General features: G+C 58.6%; 21 protein-coding genes and 1 tRNA gene. 10 read left to right on the top strand and 12 right to left on the bottom strand.

All coding sequences use genetic code 11. From position 1 onward, the window contains the following. Positions 1-72: 72 nt before the first annotated feature. Positions 73-1716, bottom strand: coding sequence for a sensor histidine kinase (locus tag VNT00_RS10950; protein WP_325587371.1), 1644 nt, complete (start codon positions 1714-1716; stop codon positions 73-75). A 385-nt stretch (positions 1717-2101) separates the two neighbouring features. Here VNT00_RS10950 and VNT00_RS10945 point away from each other — a divergent pair. From VNT00_RS10945 to VNT00_RS10935, 3 genes are all read left to right on the top strand, one after another. Continuing rightward, positions 2102-2176: transfer RNA gene (locus tag VNT00_RS10945), tRNA-Val, on the top strand. An 865-nt stretch (positions 2177-3041) separates the two neighbouring features. Beyond that, the gene (locus VNT00_RS10940; protein WP_325587370.1) at positions 3042-4013 is read left to right on the top strand and encodes a hypothetical protein; all 972 of its coding nucleotides are present in this window, start codon (positions 3042-3044) and stop codon (positions 4011-4013) included. Between the two features lie 98 nt (positions 4014-4111). Then, positions 4112-5247 (top strand): IS3 family transposase gene (locus tag VNT00_RS10935; protein ID WP_414650923.1). Its coding sequence is split into 2 segments (ribosomal slippage): positions 4112-4376 and positions 4376-5247, totalling 1137 coding nucleotides; the frame shifts between segments, so codons are not numbered across the junction. A 111-nt stretch (positions 5248-5358) separates the two neighbouring features. Here the strand turns inward: VNT00_RS10935 and VNT00_RS10930 are convergent. After that, the gene (locus tag VNT00_RS10930; RefSeq protein ID WP_325587366.1) at positions 5359-6261 is read right to left on the bottom strand and encodes a LysR family transcriptional regulator; all 903 of its coding nucleotides are present in this window, start codon (positions 6259-6261) and stop codon (positions 5359-5361) included. 93 nt (positions 6262-6354) lie between these two features. Here VNT00_RS10930 and VNT00_RS10925 point away from each other — a divergent pair, with 93 nt between their 5' ends. Both VNT00_RS10925 and VNT00_RS10920 read left to right on the top strand, forming a co-directional pair. Further along, positions 6355-7956 (top strand): NADH-quinone oxidoreductase subunit L, encoded by a 1602-nt coding sequence (locus VNT00_RS10925; protein ID WP_414650922.1) that lies wholly within the window; start codon positions 6355-6357, stop codon positions 7954-7956. Then, positions 7953-10472: a YbcC family protein gene (locus tag VNT00_RS10920; RefSeq protein ID WP_325587362.1), complete on the top strand. Its 2520-nt coding sequence runs from the start codon at positions 7953-7955 to the stop codon at positions 10470-10472. Before VNT00_RS10925 ends, VNT00_RS10920 begins: the two co-directional genes overlap by 4 nt. A gap of 65 nt (positions 10473-10537) precedes the next feature. Here VNT00_RS10920 and VNT00_RS10915 read toward each other — a convergent pair whose 3' ends face one another. From VNT00_RS10915 to VNT00_RS10880, 8 genes are all read right to left on the bottom strand, one after another. Beyond that, positions 10538-11425: a helix-turn-helix domain-containing protein gene (locus tag VNT00_RS10915; protein WP_325587360.1), complete on the bottom strand. Its 888-nt coding sequence runs from the start codon at positions 11423-11425 to the stop codon at positions 10538-10540. Continuing rightward, positions 11409-12170, bottom strand: a complete 762-nt coding sequence (locus tag VNT00_RS10910) for an ABC transporter permease (protein ID WP_325587358.1) — start codon at positions 12168-12170, stop codon at positions 11409-11411. The genes VNT00_RS10915 and VNT00_RS10910 overlap by 17 nt, the downstream gene beginning before the upstream one ends. 14 nt (positions 12171-12184) lie before the next feature. Beyond that, complete coding sequence (locus VNT00_RS10905; protein WP_325587356.1) at positions 12185-13009, bottom strand: ABC transporter ATP-binding protein; 825 nt, start codon at positions 13007-13009, stop codon at positions 12185-12187. A gap of 4 nt (positions 13010-13013) precedes the next feature. After that, entirely contained in the window at positions 13014-13970 is a 957-nt protein-coding gene (locus tag VNT00_RS10900; RefSeq protein ID WP_325587354.1) for an ABC transporter substrate-binding protein, read from the bottom strand. A 108-nt stretch (positions 13971-14078) separates the two neighbouring features. Next, complete coding sequence (locus tag VNT00_RS10895) at positions 14079-14804, bottom strand: EthD domain-containing protein (RefSeq protein ID WP_325587352.1); 726 nt, start codon at positions 14802-14804, stop codon at positions 14079-14081. 2 nt (positions 14805-14806) lie between these two features. Continuing rightward, complete coding sequence (locus VNT00_RS10890; RefSeq protein WP_325587351.1) at positions 14807-16477, bottom strand: arylsulfatase; 1671 nt, start codon at positions 16475-16477, stop codon at positions 14807-14809. 320 nt (positions 16478-16797) lie between these two features. Beyond that, positions 16798-17853, bottom strand: a complete 1056-nt coding sequence (locus VNT00_RS10885; protein ID WP_325587349.1) for a mandelate racemase/muconate lactonizing enzyme family protein — start codon at positions 17851-17853, stop codon at positions 16798-16800. Positions 17854-17933: 80 nt separating this feature from the next. After that, positions 17934-19109, bottom strand: coding sequence for a GGDEF domain-containing protein (locus VNT00_RS10880; protein ID WP_325587347.1), 1176 nt, complete (start codon positions 19107-19109; stop codon positions 17934-17936). Here VNT00_RS10880 and VNT00_RS10875 point away from each other — a divergent pair. From VNT00_RS10875 to VNT00_RS10860, 4 genes are all read left to right on the top strand, one after another. Continuing rightward, positions 19092-19235: a hypothetical protein gene (locus VNT00_RS10875; protein ID WP_325587345.1), complete on the top strand. Its 144-nt coding sequence runs from the start codon at positions 19092-19094 to the stop codon at positions 19233-19235. The two genes, VNT00_RS10880 and VNT00_RS10875, sit on opposite strands and share 18 nt — an antisense overlap. A 105-nt stretch (positions 19236-19340) precedes the next feature. Beyond that, entirely contained in the window at positions 19341-19643 is a 303-nt protein-coding gene (locus VNT00_RS10870; RefSeq protein WP_325587343.1) for a recombinase-like helix-turn-helix domain-containing protein, read from the top strand. A gap of 157 nt (positions 19644-19800) precedes the next feature. Continuing rightward, entirely contained in the window at positions 19801-20787 is a 987-nt protein-coding gene (locus VNT00_RS10865) for an ABC transporter substrate-binding protein (protein ID WP_325587341.1), read from the top strand. A gap of 45 nt (positions 20788-20832) precedes the next feature. Beyond that, the gene (locus VNT00_RS10860; protein WP_325587339.1) at positions 20833-21879 is read left to right on the top strand and encodes an aromatic ring-hydroxylating dioxygenase subunit alpha; all 1047 of its coding nucleotides are present in this window, start codon (positions 20833-20835) and stop codon (positions 21877-21879) included. Positions 21880-21939: 60 nt separating this feature from the next. On the opposite strand, the gene VNT00_RS10855 is transcribed toward VNT00_RS10860, so the two are convergent. Together VNT00_RS10855 and VNT00_RS10850 are read right to left on the bottom strand one after the other, a co-directional pair. Beyond that, positions 21940-22644 carry a TetR/AcrR family transcriptional regulator gene (locus tag VNT00_RS10855; RefSeq protein WP_325587337.1) on the bottom strand — a complete coding sequence of 235 codons (705 nt, stop codon included), beginning with the start codon at positions 22642-22644 and terminating at the stop codon, positions 21940-21942. Positions 22645-22704: 60 nt separating this feature from the next. Further along, the gene (locus tag VNT00_RS10850; RefSeq protein ID WP_325587335.1) at positions 22705-24033 is read right to left on the bottom strand and encodes an MFS transporter; all 1329 of its coding nucleotides are present in this window, start codon (positions 24031-24033) and stop codon (positions 22705-22707) included. A 105-nt stretch (positions 24034-24138) separates the two neighbouring features. Between VNT00_RS10850 and cyoA the strand changes: the two genes are divergently transcribed. Then, positions 24139-25095: a ubiquinol oxidase subunit II gene (cyoA, locus tag VNT00_RS10845; RefSeq protein ID WP_325587333.1), complete on the top strand. Its 957-nt coding sequence runs from the start codon at positions 24139-24141 to the stop codon at positions 25093-25095. Positions 25096-25108 lie beyond the last annotated feature (13 nt).

Genomic DNA, 25108 nt, shown 5'->3' with positions numbered 1-25108 from the left:
GGCTCGATGGTAGGGTGCTGCCTTCACACGGCAGGGGGCACGGGTTCGAACCCGGTACCACCCGCCTGCACTCTAAAGGCTCCGGCTATCCTTGCTTTGCGCAAGCGCCTGGAGCCGGTCGAAATCCAGGTCATCGAGTGCTGCCTGCACCGCTGTCCGAAAGTCCAGGTAACAGGGGTTTTGCAGTGCCGGCAAGTTGATCCAGTCCTGGATGTCGCTATAACGGCCATGGGATGCGTACGTGGCCAGTTGTTGGCGGAGGTCTTCCGGGGGATTGTGACATGGCGGTGCGGCTGGTTGCCTTTGACTGCCCTCAATCCCGCTGTCCGGTGGTTCAGGATTTGTGCCGTCCAGCGCCGTCGGTTGCCAGCCTTTGGGCAAAGAGTCTGACTCCAGGGTGGGAACGCTCAGCGTCAGTGAAAAGCAACTGCCTTTGCCGGGCAGGCTTTTGACGTCCAAAGTGCCTGCCAGATTGTGGGCGATCCGTTGAGCGATATACAGGCCCAGGCCGGTCCCTGGGCGTTGCTGATCGAATCGCTGATAAGCTTCGAACAATTGCGATTGGTGTTCAACCTCCACCCCGTGCCCCGTGTCGTGGACTTCAAAGCTGATGCGGGCCAGCCCTTGTCCTTGATCCACGCTTTTTACATGCAGACTCACGCGGCCTTCGTGTGTTGCCAACGCGGCGTTCGATAGCAGATTGAGCAGCGCCTGTTTCAGTCGGCGGCCATCGGTGCGAATCTGGCTTGGCAAGATTGTGGCGACATCAAGCGAGAACGTATTGTGGTTTTGTCTACACCATGTCCGGCCATGCAGGCTTAGTTCCTCAAGGAAGGGCCTGAGGTCCATGAGCTCGGGGTTTATCTGCAGTGGGCGGGCTTCTTGCCCGCCCGCGATAATGTCGTCGATCAGCGAGTTCTGGTATTGAGTACTGCGCTCGATGGCTTGCATATGCGCCCTTTGTTCCGGTGTGGCGTTTTCCTGCAGCAGACGCAGGTTCCCTACGATGGTTGCCAGAGGCGCCCGTAGGTCGTGGCTGATGAGGCTAAGGTTTTCATCGATATTCTCTTTTGCCAGTTGGTTGCGCTGGATGATGGTAATGATCAGCGCCAGGCCGAATATCAAGGCGAAGGCGTAGATCGATATGGTGGTGACTGCCCAGTAACTGCTGAAGTCGAAGCCATAGCTTCCCACTGGACGGGCCGACGCAAACAGCAATTTAAGCGGCGTGGTAAGAGTGAACAGGATAAAAGAGTAGAAGGTGATTTTTTCGGATAGCAAGCCTTTGCGCAAGCTTCGCGCCACATAGGCGGCATGAAGAAAAAGCAAAAAGATCGATCCGTGCAGCAGGCTTGCCCGCATTATTCCATTGTCCTCGACTTGAACGAAATAGAGGCGACATGCAAGCGACAAGATGATGATTGCGGCAGGTATTGCGTACTCATATGCTGCACCCGAAAGGCTGATCAGGCCCCGTGCAAAAAACATCGTGGCAAATAAATACATCATGCCGCTAAAGACAACATTCAACACGTGATTCGTTGGCACCAAAAGGATTTGCGCGCTGACCCCAAAACTGTATGCCAGGTAACTCAGACCGAAGTAAAGCAGGTAAGGCGGACGCCGCGCATCACCGCGCCACAAAGCCAAAACCGCGACTCCAATCAGCATGACGACCAACGGGTGCGCGAGAGCGAAGAGGGTGCCGCCGTTCATGGATCGTTCCTGCCAGTGCTTTGCACGATGGTCCAGGCTGCTCTTGTCCGGACCAGCCGATGGATTGTTGTCTCGTTGATATGGATTATTGCTGGATGGAAACTTTATACTTGAATTGCCGAATCAACAATGGGAATTGCCAGTGCGATAGGAGGCGATGCAAGGGTGGTCAGGGGGGCCGCATCGGCATCGATTGATGCTTTGGCGGCTTGCGGTTGCTCCTGTGGAAATCTGTTATACTCTCTTGCTCTAAGTTTTGTGGCCCTTATACGGCGCTTGCCGGCCCATTGCGCGAATGCATGGAGCAAATAAGGGACAAAATAGGCGAATCGGGACCAGCAATAGCGGCCGTTCCCGGCAAGAAAAGCCTTATCAATCAAGACTTGGGCGGTTAGCTCAGTGGTAGAGCACTGCCTTCACACGGCAGGGGTCACTGGTTCGAACCCAGTACCGCCCACCAAAAAATCCATTTTTAAATCAGGCTCTAGGCTCTACCCCATAAACGGGGGATCTGGACATTCTTCGGCTCTTCCCCATTATCGGGGGATCAGGGCATTCATCACACTCGGTTAATCAGGCTCTTCCCCATTATCGGGGGATCAGGGCATTCATCACACTCGGTTAATCACACCATTCCACCCGCATTGAGCCAAGACTCGCAGGCGGTAATTCTCAAAATTCCTGAATCCATACGCTCGGCGCGAGGGCATTTAGGGCCCATCTTTGATTGGGTGGGTATGGAAAAAGTATGGAAAACATGTGGCTACAAGAAATTCAAATCTTGATCCCTATAGTCTCGCCCGGAAGATGCTGAGGTTTCCGCCTTGGGGTTCAATCTGCCGGTTAGTTGATAACCAAAGAAGCCTCCTCCACCAGATCGGAGAGACGAGAAAGCCATGCATCAAGAGCGTTGCTTTGCCAAATTGACACATACACCCTGTTTGATCGTTCATAGCCACCACTACTTCTGCCAAGAAGCTGATTCGGAGAGTTTGCCGCCAATGCCGCATGTCACTGCGACGGCCACCAAGCCTGAGCTCGCATAAAGCGGGAACACTGATTTTCAACCGCTGACAGCTTTCGAGTACCTGATGATTCAGGGCGCTATTTGTTTGCTCATCTAGAGTTATGCCCCTCGGGTAAAGCAAATATTGATTTAAACAATCTTCCGCTATGGTTGGAGTATAGATAGCTGTTCTACGGCAGGTAATACCTGCATTTCCATCAGAGTGCGGGTGGCAGGGGTTAGCCATTATCCTTTGTTTCATCTGTGTTTTTGTACAGTATAATAGCCGTGTGTCAATCGCGTGGAGTACGACCTCTTCATGATGGATATTCGGACATTTTCTAGCCCCGATGAAATTCGAGAGCTTCCAAATTTCGTTGAAAATAACCCCCTGACCAAAGCTACTTACAAAGGGCTAGTAGGGGATTATCACTTTGGTGAGGAAGTGGAATGCTGTTTCCAGAAAGAGAACGGCAATTTGTGTCTTCACTCCCATCGGCGTGGCTGGCTGATTGAGCTTCTAGATGGAACTGTGACCTTGCTGGGGAACAATTGTGCGTCAGCTCAGTTTTCTTTGGAGTCCAAGCTCATAGGTGATCGTAAGCTCTATAACAATGAAAAGCGCCGGAAGCAGAGCATTGCCGCGCTCAAAGAGCTAATTTCCCAGAAGCCTATTCGCCTAGAGCAACTAGGCCAGATGCGTAGCCGGTTGGAGTCCTTGAAATCTAGAACTAATGCGCTTATTTCGGATTTCGGGGAGAACACAAGGCGCCAGCTGATTACATTGGGGAGAAGTGGTAAGCCAGATGTCCTGGTTAAAGGAGTCAAGCTTAGGCCGTATGTCGACGATAATGGCAAGCAGAAGCAGGAAAGAAGCGTAATTCAGGTCAAGTTAGGGTCGTTCAATGGTTTGGCCCTAATCCAGCCAGAGTCCTTTTATCAGCTATTTCAATCGATGAAGGATGTGAGCATTGTTTATGATGAAGCGGAGACGATTGAGGATTCATCGAAGGCATCAGAGGTGGATCGGCTGGTGAACAAGCTTGGAGACGTAGATCGGATTCTGCGTGAGGGGGAGCAATTGTTGGCCCTAGAGTCCTCGTTTACAAATAATAATTTTGAGCTTCTGTACTACGTAGTCCAGGATCGTTGCGAGCTTGAAGCGATCATGGTGAAGTTGATGAATGATGCAGGTCAAATTGGGGGTAGAAAGAAGTCTCGTGGGTGGTTTGACGATAAGCACCAACAGCTCCTCAAGCAGCTAGGCGTAGACAGAATTGAGAGAGTCTGATGCGGTTACTTAGAGGTGGCGGCGGAAATTCAGACAGTCCGATAAGTGGAGAGCTCTGGGCCTGATCCGGCGATAATGCCGGTAAAGGAACCAGAGAGATGACCAAGAGAACGAGACGAACACACTCAGCGGCGTTCAAGGCCAAGGTGGCCTTGGCGGCGGTCAAGGGGGATCGCACCCTGGCCGAACTGGCTCAGCAATTTGATGTGCATCCGAACCAGATCACGGAATGGAAGCGGCAGTTGCAGGAGAAGGCGGCGGACGTATTCGGGTCGGCAGGACAGAGCAACAACGAGCCGCCGGTCGATCTGAAGGTGCTACATGCCAAGATCGGCCAGCTCACGCTGGAGAATGATTTTTTAGAAAGCGCGCTCACCAAGGCGGGAGTGCTGAGCGCAAAGCGATGATAGACCGTACGCATGCACTGCCGGTGTCACGCCAGGCCAAATTGGTGGGGATTGCTCGATCGAGCGTGTATTATCAGGCCCGGCCTGTCAACGATAGAGATCTGATGTTGATGCGCCGGATCGACGAGCTGCATCTGGAGTTTCCGTTTGCCGGGGCCCGCATGCTGGCGCGGCTACTGCGCCGTGAGGGCCATGAGGTCGGCCGACGACACGTGGGCACCCTGATGAAACGCATGGGCGTTAAGGCGCTGTATTGCAAGCCCAACACGAGCCGGCGCAACGTCCAGCACAAAGTTTGGCCGTACCTGCTGCGCGATATGCGGATTAACCGGGCCAATCAGGTGTGGGCGCTGGATACGACCTATATCCCGATGGCTCGGGGCTTTGTGTATCTGACCGCAGTCGTAGACTGGGCCAGTCGCAAGGTTCTGGCTCATCGGGTGGCCATCACGCTGGAAGCGGTGCATGCCGTTGACGCCTTGGAAGAAGCCTTTACCCGCTACGGGTTGCCTGATATCGTCAATACCGATCAGGGCAGCCAATTCACAGCCAGCGCCTTCGCTGAAGCGGTACAAAGCCGAGGCATCCGGTTATCCATGGATGGCAAGGGAAGCTGGCGCGACAACGTGTTTGTCGAACGGGTATGGCGCAGCATCAAGTACGAGGAGGTGTATCTGAAGGCCTACGAATCGGTCAGCCAGGCCAGGCAGTCCATCGGGGCGTATATCCAGTTGTACAACCAGAGGCGCCCTCACTCCAGTTTGGCCGATCAGACCCCCGATGAGGCATACTTCGCGACGCTGCCTGCGATTAAAACGGCAGCATGATGTGCCCGGAGCGTTCCACTTAAAATCTCAAAATACTGTCCAAACAATCGGAGCCACCTCTGATTCCAATATTTATTGGGTTTCCAAGCAACAGTTTGGATGAAGGTACCGTCAAGTAAACACACCCTTCGTGGCCGCACGAGCCAGCAGCTGGTTGAGCGGGCCTACCGGATGGCTGTGTTGAACCGTGATCGCGTAGAAATGTTCGGTAAGCTCCGAGGATTCTCCGACGTGCACCAGCTCGCCGGAATGCAGTTCATCCTGCACCACTACTTCCGGCAATACCGTGATCCAGCCACTGTCGCGCGCCACCAGCCGCAACATCGTCATGTCGTCGATCTCGGCACGCAGCCTTGGCTGTACGCCGGCGGAAAAACACAAGGCATCGAATTGCGCGCGCACACTGTGGCGCGTGCTTGGCATGGCCATTTCGACGTTGTCAAGATCTTGAGGGACGCGCAGTGTGGCGCCTGACCAGCGGTCCGCCCGGCCAACCAACGAGATGACCTGACTGCCGAGAAAGCGCGAAGACACCGGGCGGGATGGGTCGGAAGGAACAGGCTCGTTGGCGAGCACCACGTCCAGTTGATGGTGCAAGAGACGCTCGACCAAGGCCTGCAACGACCCCGAATCCACGGACAGGACCACTGTCGGATCGCGAAACAAGGGGCGTAGCCAATTAACCTGAAAGTTGCGTGACATGGTCGAAACGCTTCCCACGCGCACATGAGTCGTGCCTTCGTCGCGGCCTTCAAGCCATCCCAGCATTTGCTCACCCATATCGAAGATGTTGTCGGCATAGGCGAAGACTTGCTGGCCTGTCGCGGTGAGCTCCAGGCGCCGTCCGCGGCGGTCGAACAAAGGCGTGCCCAGACGGTTCTCGAGTTGCTTGATCTGTGTCGAGACGGCGGATTGGGAGGTATGCATCTGCTCGGCGGCATGCGTAAGCGAGCCCTTCTTGGCGACGCGCCAGAAGTAGAACAAATGTCTGAAATTCAGCTGGCTGATGTCCATCGTTCTGTTTTATAGAATTTATCAATATTATAAATGTAATTTACAGAACATATAAAAACAGGAAGAATACGCTCGTCGTTTTCTGGAGAGAGTGTGTTGGATTTGTCGTACGAGCTGAACTTCGCGTTTGCACTGATGCCTGTCGTGGCGATGTCGTTAGCAGTATTTGGAGGGGGGCGCAGTCATGCATCCGTGCAGCGAATGTGGCGGCAGTTCAATGTATTCACGTTTGCCGCGCTGGCCTTTTCCCTGGCCGGGCTCGTTTCACAATTGATGCTCGCGCCGGCGCACGGTGCCCCGGGGACGGGGGTGAGCGGCTGGCTCGCCACGGGCCAGCTTAGTGCCTGGGTGAGCCTCCTGGTCCAGTTGCTGGGCGCCGCCATCGGTGTTTACTCATCCAATCATCTGAAGGGCGAGCCGCATCAGCAGGTGTACATTACCGCCTTGGCCGCCGTGCTGGCCGCCGTGCATCTTCTGTTGTTGGCTAACCACTGGATCATCCTGATCGCTGCGTGGGCGGCCATTCAGTACGCAATGCATCATCTGTTGTGCTTCTACAAGGACAGGCCGTTCGCATTGTTGGCGGCGCACAAGAAAATGGTGACGGATCGGGCGGCCGATGTCCTCCTCGTCATCGCGGCGATTCTTGCGTGGTCACAGGTGGGCAGCGGATCGTTCTCCGCCTTGCGGGCGTATATCGCCGCAGGCCATGCTTCTGCGCCCCTTGCCTGGAGCGGTGTTTGCCTGGTGCTGGCGGTCATTGCGCGCACGGCGCTGATGCCGGTACACGGCTGGCTGGTGCAAGTGATGGAAGCACCCACTCCTGTATCGGCGTTGCTGCACGCCGGCGTGGTCAACCTCGGCGGCTACGTGCTGGTGTTGTTCTCCCCTTTGCTAGGCGTGTCGCTTGCCGCGCGTTGGTTGCTGGTGGTGTTCGGCATGGTGTCGGCGATGGTGGCGGGGTTGGTGCTGCTTACCCGCGTCAGCCAGAAAGTGCATCTGGCATGGTCCACAATCGCCCAGATGGGTTTCATGCTGCTGGAGTGCGGTCTGGGTCTATACCTCTTCGCGGCGTTGCATCTGCTGGGCCATTCGCTTTACAAGGCTCATAGCTTCTTGAGCGCGTCCAGCGCCGTGGCGGAATCCAATCGCAAACTCATTACGGGAGAGACCCGGAATTCGGGTTCAAGCATGGTTGTAGCGGTGCCCGTCGCGCTTGCCATCGTGTTCGCCCTTCAGTCCGTGATGGGCAATCACGCATGGCCATGGTGGTGGAGTGCCGTGCTGGCGCTGGCTTGGGCGCCTCTTCTGTGGATGCCCAGGATGGAGCGGGGTTGCGCAAGCCTGGCGTTTGCCCGGATAGGGGTTGGGCTGGCTGCAACCGCTTTTTTGACATTTGCCTCAAGTGTCGTGGATCACGCACCGATCGGCGCAGACAGCGATCCGCTGACCGCCGCGGGTATCGTCGCCTTGGTCGGAATGGGGGTGATGTATCTCGAAATGACGGCGTTCCAACTTTGGCCGCAGTCGCTCGTGACCGTGCGCCGCTGGGTGTACGCTGGTTTTTATATGGACGAAGGCTACACCCACTGGGTGTTGAAGCTGTGGCCTGTCGGCTGGGCCGGAGCCGACAGAGGAGCTGTGCGGGCGCCCTGGATCCCGCGCGAATTTGATTGCCGCCGGCTCGAATCATGAATGCCGTTATGTCTCTTGCAAGCCCTGTGGATGAACCCGTCACGACAGCCTCGGGCCTCGATGATGCAATGTTGCAGAGAGCTGCGGCGCATGCCTGTTCCCGTATCATGGCGGCCTGGCCTCTGGATCAGGCGGTGGCGACCAATCCGCACTGGCGCCGCATTGGCATGCCGATCCGCCACGTGGCGGCGCGTCTGGCGGTACTGGGCGACTTTCATGTGTTTCCCGCGCGGGATTACATCAAGCAAGAATGGGAGGCGGCCCGCATCACGCGTGCTGATCTGGACGCTGCGTTGAAGGTTCATGCTGGATCCGGCGCCTATGCACTGACGGCCGAGCATTGCATTGCCGAGTTGGCCGGCGTGCCTGCCATACGCCGTGAGCCGCTTCTGGTGGACCTGCTTGACGACGCGCAGCAGCGGAATAAACGCTGGCCGTGGCGGGCAGCCATTGTGTTCCAGATCAGTCAGACTTGTGCAACCTATTTCGATCGCCATGAAGCACACTGGCGTGCTGCGGGCAGCCCCAGCCTGTATGGTTTCTGGCGCGAGAGCATGGCGGGCGATCATGGCCTGAGTTCAAGGCTTGGCCTGCCGGGGTTCATGAAACAATTGCGCAAACTGCCGTTGCGGGCGGAGGATGCATTGCATTGGGCGATGGCCGAGCTTTCACTCGAAGAGTCGAGTTGGGAAGATTACTTCGAGGCGTTGCTGCTGTCGATCAATGGCTGGGCTTCGTGGTGCGCGTATGTAGGCTGGCAGAAGGCTCCCTCCGGGCAGGAAGATCCTAGGCTGCGTGAACTGCTTGTTTGTCGGGTTGCCTGGGAAGCCTTGCTTGTTCGTTCCATGCCGCGCGCGACGCGGCGCGCGGCAATTGCGGCGCTTGGTGAGAATTGGCGGGATTTCGGTCAGCGCGTTGCGCAGGCCGAGACGTCGCTGTTGGTGGACGAGTTTTGGCAACACGCGCTCGATATCAGTTTTCAGCGAGGGTTCGCTCAAACGCTGCGCACGCCCGTATCGCCGGCTGTGCAACAAAAGCCCGAGGTTCAGGCTGTTTTTTGCATCGATACGCGCAGCGAGCTTATGCGGCGCTCGTTGGAAGCGGTGTGGCCCGGTGTCCAGACGCGGGCGTTTGCGGGCTTCTTCGGGCTTCCCATTCATTACAACTTGCTGGGCACCGACGTTCACCGGCCTCAGTTGCCGGGGCTGGCCTACCCCAATATCGCGGTTCAGGATGTGGTGACAGCATCCGGGGAGGCGGCCATTGACGACGATGCCAGGTCGGAGCAAGCGCGATCGGCCCGCCGGAGGCGGTTGGCGCAGTATGATCAGTGGCTTGGCACCGTGCGCTGGTCCAGTACGGCCTTTTCCTTCGTCGAAGTATTTGGTGTCAGGTATCTCGGCAAGATCGCGCGCTGGATCAGACCGCCAGCGGCGGCGCGTGTCAGCGCGGATCGCATCGGCTTGCCGGTTTCCATGCAAGAGCGGTGCCGGCCGAGGATCACCGGACTCGATGTCGAAGAACGGGTGGAGCTCGCCGCGGGTATCTTGCATACGATGGGGCTCGACGACCGTCTGGCGCCGCTGGTCGTACTATGCGGCCATGCCGGACACAGCACCAATAACGCGCATGCGTCGACGCTCGATTGCGGAGCTTGCCATGGCCGGCCAGGCGAGGCCAATGCGCGCGCTCTGGCATACCTGCTGAACGAGCCGGACGTACGCGAGGGGTTGCGGCTGCGTGGCATCGGCATTCCGTTTGACACGGTATTCATGGGAGCCTTGCACAACACGACCACCGACGAAGTAACCGGCTTCGACCTCGATCTGCTGCCGCCGGCGGCGCAAGCACGCTGGAAGAAAATGGAACAGGCCTTCGAGCAGGCGGGCGACCGTATCCGCCGCGAGCGCGCGCCGACGCTTTGGATGGATGCCGGTCTTTCCCCCGAAGCCTTGCTGAAAGCCTTCCGGCGCAGGGCCAACGATGGTTCCCAGACCCGGCCGGAATGGGGGCTCACCCGCAATGCGGCGTTCATCATTGGTTCGCGGGAGCGCAGTCGCGGCCGGGTGCTTGATCGCGCCTATCTCCATGATTACGATGCGCGGTTCGATCAGGACGGCAGCGTGCTCGAAAAACTCATGATGGGGCCCATGCTGGTCACTCACTGGCTCTCCTGGCAGTATCACGCCTCTACCTGCGACCCGTTGCATTACGGTTCGGGCAACAAAGTGCTGCACAACGTCGTGGATGGCCACGTGGGCGTATTCGAAGGTAATGGGGGAGACCTTCGCATCGGCTTGCCCAGGCAGTCCCTGCACAATGGCGATGGCTGGTATCACCAGCCCGTCCGTCTGACCGTCGTGATCGATGCGCCCGCAGCCTCGATCGAAGACGTCATCGCGCGCAATGCCGTCCTGGGCCAACTGCTTGATAACGGCTGGATGTTGTTGTGGCGCTACGAGGGAGAGGCGCTGCTGCGCTATGAGCTCGGCCGCTGGCTGCCCCTTGAGCTTTGACGTGTGGCCACATGGGGCCTTCAACGGCAGAGATCACAGGATCGAACTAGTACCAAACTCCGTCGTCAACTGAAACGCTGGTCCAGCCACAGGGGTTTGCCGAACGCATTGGCCGCCAGTATCATGCCGATCGTGTCAGCTGTCTTACGCATCAAGTCGAGGTAGGACTCGACGATTTGTTGCTCTGTTGCCATATTCAGTATCCATATCAGGCTCAGGCAGCCTATTGCCCGCCGGCGTATGCGTACGGGTACGGCAATGGCGCCCAGCTGCCCCAGAAATGCCTGGTCTGGACTGGGATATCCAGCCGCCCGGCAACCGTAGCCTTGAGCTTTGGTTTCATTGATTATCTGCCGCACCCAGCGGCTGTCGGCTACCTGGCTGTCGTCGGGGTGTTCGGAGGCAGCCAGGTTTTTCAAGATGTGTTGGCGTTCGTAGGCAGGGCACGCCGCCAGATACGTTCGGCCGACCGCCGACCAAAGCATGCGGGGGTGCAGGCCCATGATTTGGTGATTGATGGTAAGGGGGCCTGCCCCGCGGTTGCTTTCCAGGATGACCATCTTCGTGCCGTCGCATATGGCAATGTCGGAAGGCCAAAGTGTTTCCTTGTGCATTTGTCGCAAGGGCTCGGCGGCGAATTCGGCCAGCTTGCCTTGCGCATGTCGCATGGAAAGGGCGCTGGGGGCGTAAGCTCCCAGGCGATAATGCCCGTCCACCATGCGGCGCGACACCCAGCCCTGATTGGTAAGGGTTTGCAATATGCGCGCCGTTGCGGCTTTGGACAGATCGCATTGCCGCTGAATTTCCAGGAAACCCAGGCTTTCTCTTTCGCTTAGCAGCGTCAGTACCCGCAAGCCGCGCGCCAAGGACTGAATGGCGGGCCTTTCCGGGAGGCGCGGCGACGAATCATTCAGCCCTGGCGGAGGCTTTTTCAATTTAGATGGATACACCATAGCGTGTCAGGAAGCGGCGAGTCAGCCACCGGAGAATCCGGTCAAACAGGAAACCCAGGAGGCCCAATGTAATTATGCCGATAAACACCCACTCTGTCCGGCCATAGCTGCGCGATAGCCAGATGAGGGCTCCCAGGCCGTGCTGGGCGGCCACCATTTCCGCCGCCACGATGGTCAGGAACGAATTGCTCATCGCAACCCTGGCTCCGGTGATCATGTAGGGAAGCGTGGACGGGAGGATGACCGTCGCCATCACCCACGGCTTGCTGGCCCCCAATGCAGCCGCCGCCCGTAGGCGCAAGGGGTTGACAGACAAAACTCCCGCGATCATGTTCAGGACGACAATGAAGACCGTAGTGTAGAAAATCAGTGCGATCTTCGATGCTTCGCCCGGCCCGAGCCAGATAATGACGAGCGTCACGAAGGCGATGGGCGGAACAAAGCGGAAGAACTCGATGTAGGGATCCAGCAGGGTGCGGACGAGACGCGACGCACCCATCAAAAGTCCAAGCGGAATCCCTACGACTAGGCCAAGAGCCCAACCGGCCAGTATGCGCTGGCTGGAAAACAAAATGGCCTGCCATAGCGTGCCGTCGTCCACCAGTTCACCCAATGAGCGCCAAGTGGCCAGCGGCGATGGCAAGAACAAGGGGTTCATGTTCCGGCTTATCAATCCCCAGATCGCGACGCCAAGCACTACGGACAACACACCCAGCAGTTTCGGGCTGCTCCAAAAGCTTTTCATAGACACCTCGTTCTTCAGTGGATGCCGGACGGCACGGCGCCAAGCCCCAGCGCGGTGCGTACTTCGATCTCTATTTCGTTGCGTAGCTTTCGATACACGGCCAGTTCGCCGGGGGAGGCCAGGTCGCGGGGGTGGTCGAAGGGTACCTGGGTGACGCTGCGGATGCTGGCGCGCGGACCGGCGGTCATGGTCACGATAACGTCGCCCAGTAGAATGGATTCGCCGATATCGTGGGTAATGAATACGATGGTAGCGCCTGTAGAGCGCCATATGCGATTCAGTTCCGTTTGCATGACCCCCCGGGTTTGGGCATCCAGCGCCCCGAACGGCTCGTCCATGAGGACGACAGAGGGCTCGTTCACAAGCACGCGCGCAATCTGCGCCCGTTGCTGCATTCCCCCCGAAATCTGGTTTGGGAAACGGTCCATGGCATGTTCAAGCGCGACGAGCTTGAGGTAGTATTCGGCGGCCTCGCGCCGCTCTGCCTTGGGCACCCCGCGTACACGCAGGCCGTACTCGACGTTCTCGCGCACAGTCAACCAGGGAAACAGGCATTCGGTGCTCTGGAACACAATGCCCCGCTCGGCGCCCGGCCCGCTTATCTGATTGCCGTTCAACAGAATGCGCCCGGTGGTGGCCGGCAGAAAACCCGCGATGGCATTCAAGACCGTTGATTTCCCGCAGCCGCTGGGCCCGAGCACGCACACAAATTCGCCGGGCGCGATACTGAGGGAAAAATCATGGACAATCTCGATGCCGCCCAGTGTGATGCCCAGGTTCTCTATCTGTATGCTGGATTGTCCCGAGGCCGGACGGCCAGTACGGTTCGCTTCTTGCATGTTCCTACCGCCCCTTCACATAGCCTGTTTGAAACACGGTGTTCACGTCGACTTGCTTGGCCGTACTGCCGATATTGTGCTGAAAGTTGGCGATATCGCCGTACCGGGCCAGGTCTTGCGGCGTGAAATCGCGTACCGTGCACTCGATTTGACTAAGCAGCTTGCGCACCTGATCGGCAGGCATCTTGGTTGCGGCCTTGGTGGCGGCGACCGCTTTCTCGGGGTCCTTCCGGATCTCCTGGCATGCGTCGTTCAGTACCTGAACCACTGCGCGGGCTTCGGCCGGGTGTTGTTTGAGCCACTGCTCGGAGCTGGCAATAAGCATGTTGTAGCTATAGCCGACTTGCCCGCTGTTCATCAGGATGGCCCCGCCGACGCTCAGGCTGCGCTCGGGCCATGGGTCCCAGAGAAAATAGGCGTCCACATCTCCACGCGCCAGCAGAGCGGGGAACTCGGGGGGGGCTCCTCTGACCCAGGTGACGCTTGCGGGGTCGATATGGTTCTTGGAAATCAGCTTGCGGGAAACATACTCGCCCGCCGAGCCCGACACGATGCCGAATTTTTTGATTTGCTCGGGCTTGGTGATGCCTTTGCGCACCGCCAGCTTGATGTAGCTGTCGGACTGTCCGAAGATCGCGAAGGCTTGCACGGGGCCGCGTGCCGCCCTGGTGATCACCGCATATTCCGCCGCGCCACTCAGTTGATTCTGGCCGGCAATGACAGCATCCACGGCATCCGCGCCAAAGGGTACGAACGCGAGCTGGACATTCAGCCCGGCTTTTTCAAACATTTTGTGCTGCGCCGCGTAATAAACCGGGGAATACGACGGATCCATGCCAACGCCAAAGCGTATTTCGTCTTTGCTCAATGGCGAGTCGGCGGCTTGGGCGGCCAAAGGGGGCAGGCATAGGACTCCGACCGCTGCAGCGGCGCGGCATACCTTCAGTATTTTTTTCAGCATGATTTGTCTCCTGTGAAATATTCTTTATATGCCGGCATTCGCCGGCAGCACTAACTGCCAAAGCCCATATCAACGCAAGGAACTGCTTTCGATTTTTCTCTCGTGGATTTAGGGGTCATTTGCCGTGGCCTCCACCTCCATGGTCTGGAATGACACCGAAATGTGCTCGCTTTCGCCTCCGTGTTCCGCCATGCCAGATCGATGCGCGAGCAGAGCGGCGCGAGCGGGCGAACGCAGCGCGGCAGCCATTTCCCGGCGGGTTGCGAAGCATGCCATGTTGCGCAGCATCCAGTTTTGTCCGAGCCCCATCGACGGAATCACGTATGGTTCAATACGCGTGAAGACTTCGATGTGGCGAATGCCGGGCAAGCGCTGCATGAGCGATACATGGTTTTCCATGTAGTCTGCGACCCAAGCGGCCGGATCAGTGGGATCCCCTTCGTATCCCACCATGTAGCCAAAGCCGCCCTGTATGCCGCCCATCGTTCCGTCGCTGGTGGAAAAGCAATGCGCTTGCATGACTTGATGAGATAGCTCGCCGGGGTCGCAGCCTCTGAATGGTTCCGACAGGAAAAGAGCGTTCAAAGCGGCCGCATTCGCGCACGCTTGCGTCAGGTCGTGGTGTGTCCGGAAATACAAGGCGAGACATGCGCCCGCGTGGGTGCGCTCATTCAGAAGCGGGTCAGCAAGCGGTTCCGATATGCAGAGCGTGGCTCGGAGCAACCCATCCAGGCGGCGCAATGCCGGACGCATGTTTTCCAGCCCGTCGTGGTCATGCGGACCAGGTGCGTGCCCGCCGCGACGATCCCGTTTGAGAATAAGCGCGTAGCTCATGCCTACCCCTGGGCTTGCGTCGTGATGTCCATGGCGAGGTCTTCGTAATAGCGACATGCGTTGCTGTACAGAAGGCCTTCGGCCATATCGTCGGCGAGAATTACTTTGTTGGCCACTACGTAGGCATCCCATTCCCGCAGCAGCCGTGAAACGACGTCGATGTGCGACTCGGCGACGTCATGCACTTCGCCGGGATCGTTCGACAGGTCGTAGAGCTCCCAGTCGCCCTTTCCCCAGGGGCGGTTGCTGTAAACCAGTTTCCAGTCGCCGGCTCGCAAAGCGTAGCGGCCCTGCATTTCCCAACCCGCAACGTGGCCAGGCGGATGGACTGTCTGGGCGTCGCCGCTCCAGTAGGGGATCATGGAGCGCCCCATGAGCGTCGGCACTGGGTTGCCCAGGTAGGTAGCTCCCATGGGGGCGCCGGCCATTTCCAGCAGCGTGGGCATGATGTCCGTGATATGAGCATACGCGCTGGAAATTCCTCCGGGATTGCTGATTCCAGGATACGAGACAATGCAGGGAACCTTGATGCCGCCTTCGTACGTGAACGACTTGTACATGCGGCATGGAGTGCTGCTGACCTGAGCCCATCCGGGGCCCTGCTCGATGAACGAATTCGGCTTGCCGCGGTTGTCGAGCCGGTTGTTCATCTTTGCTTGGATCCATTCCCGGGTTCGCAGGGTATCGAGCACCGAGTTGCCTTCCGGACCGTTGTCGGACAGGAAAATCACCACGGTGTTGTGCAGGTCGCCACTCTGCTCCAGCGCCGCCATGACGCGGCCGATATGAAAATCCATGCATTCGACCATGCCGGCATAAACCTCCATATTGCGTGCTTCCAAGGCGCGTATGTCGTCAGACAACGAATCCCACGTTGGCCAGCGCGAATGGCCCTGATAGGGTTCGGTGTCTTCATTGATGAGGTCCAGTGCGATCTGGCGTGTCTGGCGCTCTTGCCGGATGGCGCCGTAGCCGGCGTTGTAGCGGCCTTCGTACTTGGCGATGAATTCGTCCGGCGCCTGAAGCGGAAAGTGAGGTGCGGTGAATGTCAGCATGGCAAAGAACGGGTCTTCGCGTCCGGCATCCTGCTTAAAATAATCGATCAGCTTGTCGGCGTAGGCTTGTGAAGAATAGAAGCCGGATTCCGGGAGCTTGATACTCTCGCCGTCTTCCCGATAGGTGGCCAGGGGCGTGATCGACGGATCGGCGGATCCGGTAGCGGTCTGGTCAAAATGCGACGATGAGCCATCGATCAACCCGTAGGAGCGATCGAATCCCCGCGCCCGAGGGCTGTGTTCGGGGTTGCGTCCAAGGTGCCATTTTCCTGACAGATAGGTACGGTAGCCTGCGTCGCGTAAACGCTCCGCCAGGGTGGGCGCACGCTTGTTCAAGAACATCTCATATCCCGGCTTGCCCACCTGACGCTTATCGATCACCTCCGCCAAGGCTCCGAAGCCAACCAAATGAGCATCCAGGCCCGTCATTAGCATTGCTCGGGTGGGCGAGCAAAAAGGCGCGCAATAAAAGTTGCTCATGCGGGTGCCGCGCTGCGCCAGGGCGTTCAGATTGGGTGTGGCGATTTCCCCGCCATAGCATTCCAAGTCCGAATAACCCAGGTCGTCGGCCATGATGATAAGGAAATTAGGTCGCTTCTGGTGCAGTGGGTTGCTCATGCAGGTTTCTTCCCTTGAGGCCGGTTGAGTGTGTCCAGGCAGACTTGTTTCATGCTGACCTGCTCGCGTTTTTCCAGTGTGCTCGATAGCTTGGACGCTTTGCGAAGGCCATTGGTGGTTAATTTATCGATGGAAGTGTTTTGGCTCAATAGGGTCCGGTATGCGGACCTTCTCCTGGATCGATGGAAGGATTGAGAGCGGTGTATCAGAAAGGGTGGTCGGTCCAGTGATGGAGCGCTATGTACCCATGGTGAGGGTCGCTGGCCAGGGCTTGGCACCGCCCGCCAGAAGTTCTCGTAGGTTTGGAGGGGTTGAAAAAATCAGAGAGAAGTGTCTTTCAATGATAGGCCGTGCCCCGCGCAGTCTCGTGGCTGAAGGGTTCCGTCGCTGTTGCGTTCCGGCCATCCTTCGAAGGCGTCCTCCACGATTGGAAACTCCTCCAGCAGAAGCTGGCCTTCAAAGGCGCCCGAGAGCTGCACGAACAAGCCAGGCAGAAAATGCGGGGCGACCGTTACGCCTTTTGACGCCGCCATGCGAGCGACCTCGAGGCATGGCGTCAACCCGCCCGCCATCGCAAGATCGGGCTGTATGACGGCGGCAATGCCGTCGTCCAGGCAGACAGCGAAGCGATCGAGACCTTGAAGATGCTCCCCGATTGCGATCGGCGTCCTGCTTGCGGCAAGCCGGCGATAGCCCAGGATGTCGCTCGAAGGCAGCGGTTCTTCTACAAAACTCAAGCCATATTCTCCTGCCTGGGCGAGCAGTCTCGACGCGGTGTCGACATTGCCTTTTTCGTTGGCATCGGCCATAAGCCGGGCTTGGGCGCCGATAGCGTCGCGCACTGCGCGCAGAACCGCTTCGTCCCCCTCGTTGGCATTCACTCGCGGTTTCACGCCCGCATAGCCCGCTTCAATATAGGAAACCGCCAGTTCCGCACTTTCTTCGGGCGTGCCGTTGGGGCTGAAGCCGCCGCTTGCATAAATGGGCACGGGCAGGATGTCTCCGCCCAGGGTCCGCGCCAGAGGCTCGTTGTTTCGCCTTGCGGTCAGATCCCATAGTGCGACGTCCAGGGCGGCAAGCGCCAGAAGATTGGGGCCGTCGCCAGTCCTGTTGAAGCTTTTCTTGATCTCCAGCCAGTGATCCGGCGGCGCTTGCAGCGCGGCTCCGTCCAGGAACCGGGCGGCTTGCGCCTGGGCGAGTTGCGCGACCACCGCGCCGCCTCCGCCGATCACGTATGAAAATCCAAGGCTCTCGCAGCCGTCGGCATCGCGCACGGCCGCGACGATGATATCGACTCCCGTTACGCCGGAGCCGCCTATGGGCTTGGCGAATTTTCTTTCGATGAGATGAATTTTTGTCGATGCGATTTTCATCATTGCCTATGCTGTGCTTTTTAACGATCGGATAGTGTATGGCATGGCCATGGGCGGCATCCACCAATGCAGACTGCTTGTTTTCAGCTTGTGAATGTTTGTGACTTGTCAGCCGCCGCTTCGAGCCGATTGCCGCCCAGCGCCTTGGCGCGGTACAGGGCTTGATCGGCCACGGCGAGGCTGTTGGCAAGTGTGGGGATACCGTCTTCGAACTGGGCAAGGCCGACGCTGACGGTCGTGGGGATTCCGATGCTGTCCATGGAGTCGGGAATCGTCTCGGCGAAGCGTCTGGCGACGGTTTCGCCCAGCGCTTCGGCGCGTCGAGCGTCGTCGCCCGACAAGAGGGCAGCGAATTCCTCGCCGCCCATGCGGGCCAGAATGGCGCGGGGCCCCAGTGCATTCCGGGCGATTTCCGCGAAGGATTTCAGAACCATGTCGCCGATGTGGTGGCCGTAGGCGTCGTTGATCGACTTGAAGCGATCCAGGTCGAAGGCAAGGATGGAAATTGGCCGGCTCTCCGGCCCGCCGTCGATGAGCCTGGCCCCTTGTTCGAAAAACCATTTCCGGTTGCCAAGACGGGTGAGATAATCCGTTTGCGATTCCCGCAAGAGCTGGCCATGGGTTTCGTCGCGGATGAGCTTCAGCAGGGCCATGGGCAAGATGACGGAATAAAGAACGCCTTCATAGATGGTGATCTTGCCGGCCAGCGACTGCATGGCCGGCCCGTACTCGTCCGTCATCCAGGGCAGGGCGAGGGCGCGCGCGGCATACAGCAGCGCGTGAATGCTTGTTGCGGCCACGACGACGTGCCGCGAACGCAACGGCTCCATTCCGTCGCATCTCCACATCTCCCAGGCCGTCATGGCGCTTGCGATGGCGATTGGAATCGAGCTGATGTAGCTCCAAACGGTTTCCTGGCGCTGCGGATTCCAGACCACCCACACCAGCGCCATTCCTGCCCACAAGAGTACGGAGGCGAAGCGATATCGCCGGCCGCTCAACGAAGCGACCCCGCTCAGCACCCATAGATAGCCGCCGAGGATGATGAGGTTGCTGATGGCCGAGCCGATGGAGCCGGGCGGGTTGTGGCGCAGCAGCGCTGCTGCGCAGCCCAGCGCAAGCGTTGCGAACCCGGCCGCCAGAATACGCAAGGTCTTGCTGCGCGCCGGATTGGCCCGGTGCTCCCAGAACAGCATCCCGGCGCTGGCCAGAAGCGTTCCGATGGCAAGAAGGTAAAGGGTATGAAGGTCGACGTACATCCCGAATTTGAAAACGGTGCGCCAGCATGGCGTGGTGACAACCCGAGTTTAATTGACAGCGGGATGGTGTGGCGCATTCTTGCCGATGCCGGCAGGCTTTTCGGCGCCCTAGGTACTTACACTTAGCCTTTGGCTTTTTTCTTGACATGGGTTGTTTGGCGTGAATAGAATACATTTAATTCCCATATGTGGGAATTAGAAGAATGATCTCATATTCCAGGAAGCCCCCCCATGTCTCATAGCTTCAATCCCAATCTGCACCAATGGAAAGACCTGCCTGCGCAGCGCGTTGCGGGCACGGGCTATATTGAAATTCCCGGCAAGGCCGAGAACCTGCGCTGGCAAACCCGCAGTTGCGTGCCTTCGCAATTCGAGAATGAACTGGCCGACGCCCTGGAGAAGGCGTACGAGGCCGGGGCGAAAACCGCGGAGGAAATCGTCAATGCCCTCAACGCGCAAAACTTCAAGACACGGTCGGGCCATGCCTGGACCGTGACGCTTTTTGAATCGGAAATGGCCATTCTTGGTTATTAGTGGCTAATCCGCAACTTGTCTTCGGCGCCTGGGCTCGCCATGCGGCATTGCAAACCCTCGCGATAAACACACAAGCCAGCCCATAAGCCGGCCAAGCGGCATAACAGTTTCAACAGACCCGTCCCACCTCGCACATACTATTTTTGGAGCAAGCCTCATGAACACATTCGCCACGCGCTTCTGTATGGTTTTTGCCGGCATGACCCTGGCATTCGCCGCGGCATCGTCACAGGCGGCCGATTTGCAAAAGGTCACCTACCTCTTGCCCGCGCCTTCCAGCCTGCCGGCCTTTGCGCCCTGGATGCTGGCCAAGCAGCGCGGCTACTACGCCGCCGAAGGCCTGGATGTGAATTTCATCACGGCCAAAGGCGGCGCCGACGTGGCCAAGCAGGTGGGAGCGGGCAACGCGCCATTTGGCGGAGGGGTGGGCGACACGCCGATCATCGTCAGGGCCAACGGCATACCCATAAAAGAGGTCGCGGTATTGGGCGGCTCCTCGTTCATGCACCTGGCCATCGACAAGGATTCGGGTGTTCAGTCTGTGGCGCAACTGAAGGGAAAGACCATCGGCGCCATGTCGTATTCGGACACCACATACTATGCGCTGCTGGGCATGCTCAAGGCCAATGGGCTGGGAAAGTCGGACGTCGACATCCAGGCTACCGGCCCCTCGGTGTGGAAGCTGTTCGCCGACAAGAAGATTCCCGCGCTGGCCTCGATTCCCGAATGGACCATCAACGCCGAACTGGCGGGCGTGAAGGTAGACATCATTCCCGCCGACAAATACTTTAAAAGCATGGCCCAGGCCATCCTGGTTTCGGACAAGACCATCAAGGAAAATCCCGCGCTGGTACGCGGCTTTGTCCATGCCACATTGAAGGGCCTGCGGGACATCGTCCAGGACCCGGCATCGGCGGCTGCGGACTACATCAAGGCCATACCCGCCTATCAAGGCAAAGAAGATTACGTCCTGCGCGTTTTCAAGCTTTACAACAAGCTGGTGTACACCGGCCAAAGCCGGCTTGGCGAAATCGATGCCAAGCGGCTTGGCGCGCTGCAGGACTTCTACGTCAAAGAAGGCATCGTACCCAAGGCAGCGCCGCTGAACGACTTGTACACCAACGAATTCATCCCGGCCAAATGATCGATGGCCGCCAACAGGAAATATTTTTCAGGCAGGTAGATTCAAATGAATACAGACACGGCAATCGATGCGGCGGCTCAAGCGGCTGCATTGGTGGAAAGAGGCCTTCGAAATTTCTGGTATCCCGTCGCGCCCAGCTATATGGTTTCCGACACGCCCATCGGCATAACGCGGCTTTCCGAGGAAATCGTGGTTTGGCGCGATAAAGACGGCAGCATCCACGCTACGGAGGACCGCTGCCCGCACCGGGGTGCCAGGCTGTCGCTGGGCTGGAACCTGGGCGATCGCATCGCGTGCTGGTATCACGGCGTGGAAGTCAACGGCATGGGTGTCGTGGCCGATGTGCCCGCCATGGACAGGTGTTCGCTAAGGGGCCGGCATTGCATCAAGTCCTACCCCGCTGTCGAGTCCAATGGCGCTATTTTCCTGTGGTTCGGCGATGACTCGGGAACTCCGGTTACGCCGTTCGAGCTTCCACAGGAAATGACCGGCGACGAATTCTCCGGTTTTTTGTGCATGCAAAACTGGGAATGCAATTACCGCTATGCCATCGACAACGTCATGGACCTCATGCATGGCCGGTATTTGCATGCGTCGTCGCACTCCATGGCCGAAGGCGACAAGCGCGCCGAAATGGTCATCAAGCCCACGGAAACCGGCCTGCTGTTTGAAAAGACCGGCCAGCGCGGCGTTAACTTCGACTGGGTGGAATTCGGCCAGACCGCCAGCCTGTGGCTGCGCCTGGCCGTGCCGTACCAGAAAAAATATGGGGGCGGCGAATTCTTTATCGTCGGCTTTGCCACTCCCGTCGATGAGCACCGCTGCCAGGTTTATTTTTGGCGCATCAAGAAAACGCAGGGGCTCGACCGCAATATCTGGCGGTTTTTGTACCGCAACCGCCTGGAGGGGCTGCATTGGGATGTGGTGGAGCAGGATCGCCTTATCCTGGAAACCATGGTGCAGAATGCGCGCAGCAAGGAAAACCTGTACCAGCACGACGCCGGCCTGATGCGGGTGCGGCGCGTGATGGAGCAGGCCGCGCTGGCACAGGTTCAGAATGCCGAACGCGCCAAAGAGGCGCTAAGCGCTTGAGCCGAGACTGGCAGCAGCTGTGCCTGCCAGGTCACCGCGATTCCTTAATGGCCCTGGGCGCTAAGCCACAGGCAGAGGCGCGCCCAGGCCGCGCATCAGCATTTTCGTGGCGAAATCCACGTAGCGCCTCGTAAGTTCGCCGCGGTCGAATTCGTCGCCGAACATCAATTGCAGCAAGGGCTGCGAGGTAGCAAAGAATATGCAGGATCCAAGCATCATGATGTGCAGGAAGCGCGGATCCATGTCGCGGCCGACATCGTCCACCTCGTCGGAGTCGATCAGCACCCTGGTCAGGGCCAGCCCTCGGTCGACGATGCTTTGCGAGATGCCCGCGCGGGCGTCGTCGCCGTTTTTCGCAGCGATCTCGGCGTAGTAGATTTCCTTGAACACCAACTGCGCGAACTGCGGCATTTCGTGCATGATGTCGATCAGGAGGTCCAGGCGTTTTTTTATTTTTTCTTCCAGCGTGCCTTCTTGATGGAACATGGCCTGGCTGCGGCCCTGGAGCTCGCTGACCACCTGGTAGGCAATGGCTTTGAGCAAGCCGGTCTTATCGGAAAAATAATACCGTATCAGGGCCCGGTCGACCTTGGCTTTGGCGGCGACTTCGGCCAGTGTAAGCTGTTCGGGGGTCTTGCCATGCAGCAGCTCAATCGCGGAAGCCAGAATCGCTTCGCGGCCGACGGAGTTGCTTTCGGAAGGGCGCCCGGCGTTGCGGCGCGCGGTTTTGACGGCGGTTTTCCTGGGCGGACTAGAAGTAGACATAAGATTGGTGTTCCGGCCGGCCCGCTGGCGCGCCTGCCGGCACGCCAGCGCCATCCATGATTAGTGGTTGGGCAAGCCGCCCAGTTTGCGGCTGATCCACAGTGCGGCCAGGGTGCAGGTTGCACCCGAAAGCAGGTACAGGCCCACATAGCCCACACCCAGGTAAGCGGCCAGCATCAGCGCCACCAGCGGAGCGAAGCCGGCGCCCAGCAGCGAGCTGAGATCGGCCGAGAAGTGCGCGCCGGTATAGCGGAATTCGCGGCGGAAGCTGGCGGTGACCACACCCGACGACTGGGCGTGCGAGAAGCCCAGCAGCGCGAACCCGATGATGATGAATAGATAGCTTTCGAAGTCGCTGCCCGACAGCAGGACGGCTGTCCATCCGCTGTAGACGGCAATGAGGATGGCGAACAGGCCCAGCGTAAGGCGCCGCCCCAGGCGGTCGGCGATGCGTCCCGACACCAGCATGCAGGGAATGGCCACCAGCGCGCCGACGATTTGCACCATGAGGAAGTGGGTTGGGGATTGCCGGGTGTACAGCAGGGCCCACGAAAGCGTGAAGAGCGTTACCAGGTTGAGCAGGGCGTAGCTGGCCAGCGGCGCGAAAGCACCCAGCGCCACGTAGCGGCCCTGCGAGCGCAGAAGCCCGCCCACCAAGGCCGGCGCGAGGTCGCGCTGTTTGAATTCGGACGTGTATTCGGGGCTGACGACAATGCGCAAGCGGGCGAACAAGGCCACCACATTGACGGCGAAGGCCGTGAAGAACGGATAGCGCCATCCCCAGCCGTAGAACTCTTCGTATGAAAGGCTGGACCACAAATAAGCGAACAGGCCGGCCGCGACGATGAAGCCGATGGGCGCGCCCAATTGGGGAATCGAGGCGTACCAGCCGCGTTTGTTGGGGGGGGCCTTGATGGCGAGCAGGGAGGCCAGGCCGTCCCAGCTGCCGCCCACGGCAAAGCCCTGGCCCAGGCGCAGGACGCACAGCGCCGCGATCGACGCGTAGCCGAGCGATTCGTAGCCCGGCAGGAACGCGACGCCCACCGTGGCCGAGCCCAGCACGAACAACGAGATGGTAAGCGTGGTGGTGCGCCCGAAGCGCCGCTGTATGGGCACGAACAGCAACGAGCCCAACGGCTGGGCAAGAAACCCCAAGGCGAATATCGCAAAGGAATAGAACATGCCGTCCGCCGGACTGGCGAAGGGGAAAAACACTTTCGGGAACACCAGCGCGCAGGCGATGCCGAACACGAAGACGTCGAAGAAACTTGCAGTGCGGCCGACCACGACGCCGACGGAGATGTCGCTGGGCTTGAGGTGTTGTGCGTGGGTGGGGCCGGATTGCGCGAAGCCGTTTGAAGTGGCGGGTTGTGCGGGGTTGGTAGACATGGTGTCTCCGAAGAAAAAACTCGCCAAAACAAAAAAGATGCGAGGCTGCCTTTAAGATTACTATAAAATAAACGGGTTTTCTCTATTCGTCGCAGGTTTTCTACCATGCTGGTGAAACATTTTTGTCGGTTTTTGCTTCTCCCTGTCATGCTCATGCTGGGGGGCTGCGAAAAGTTAGTGTTGCTCAATCCCGACGGCTACGTAGCGCTCCAGCAAAGCGGCACCATGATCAGCACCACGCTCATCATGATGTTGATCATCGTACCCGTACTTGTTGCCATTGCCATCATCGCCTGGCGTTATCGCGCTTCCAACAAGAGCGCCCACTACGATTCCAAATGGGACCACTCCCCCCAGCTCGAACTGGTGGTGTGGGCGGTGCCGCTGCTGATCATCATTGCGGTGGGCGCGGTCAGCTGGACCGGAACCCATCAGCTCGATCCCTATCGCCCGCTCGATAAAATCGCTGCAAACAAGCCCGTGCCGGCCGACATGAAGCCCTTGGAAGTGGACGTGGTGTCGCTGCAATGGAAGTGGCTGTTCTTCTATCCCGACTACGGCATCGCCACCGTGAACGAGCTGGCGGCGCCGGTCGACGTGCCCATCCACTTCAAGCTTACCTCCGACACGATGATGGATTCGTTCTTCGTGCCGACCCTGGCCGGCCAAGTGTATGTCATGCCGGGCATGCAAACCATTCTGCACGGCGTCATCAACAAGCCGGGCGAATACAAGGGTTTTTCGGCCAACTACAGCGGGGCCGGTTTTACCGACATGCGCTTTGCCTTTCACGGCATGAGCCATCACGATTTCAGCCAATGGGTGGAAAAGGTCCGCGCCAGCGGACGCACCCTGGATCGCACGGCTTACAACGAGCTTAAGAAACCCACTCGCGCCGAACCCATACACTACTACGCCCATTTCGGTCCCGATCTTTACAAGCGCATTCTCAACCGTTGCGTCGATCCCGGCCAGATGTGCATGGATCACACGATGGCCTCGGACACCATGCATCATGGCTCGATGAAACCGGCCCCCGCGCACGACGCGGCGATGCATTGATCTGTCTACCTGG

The organism is Eoetvoesiella sp., assembly GCF_035555955.1.
Lineage (GTDB): Bacteria > Pseudomonadota > Gammaproteobacteria > Burkholderiales > Burkholderiaceae_B > Eoetvoesia.
The sequence above is the reverse complement of the archived record's forward strand: the minus strand, read 5'-3'. Positions and strand labels throughout refer to the sequence as shown.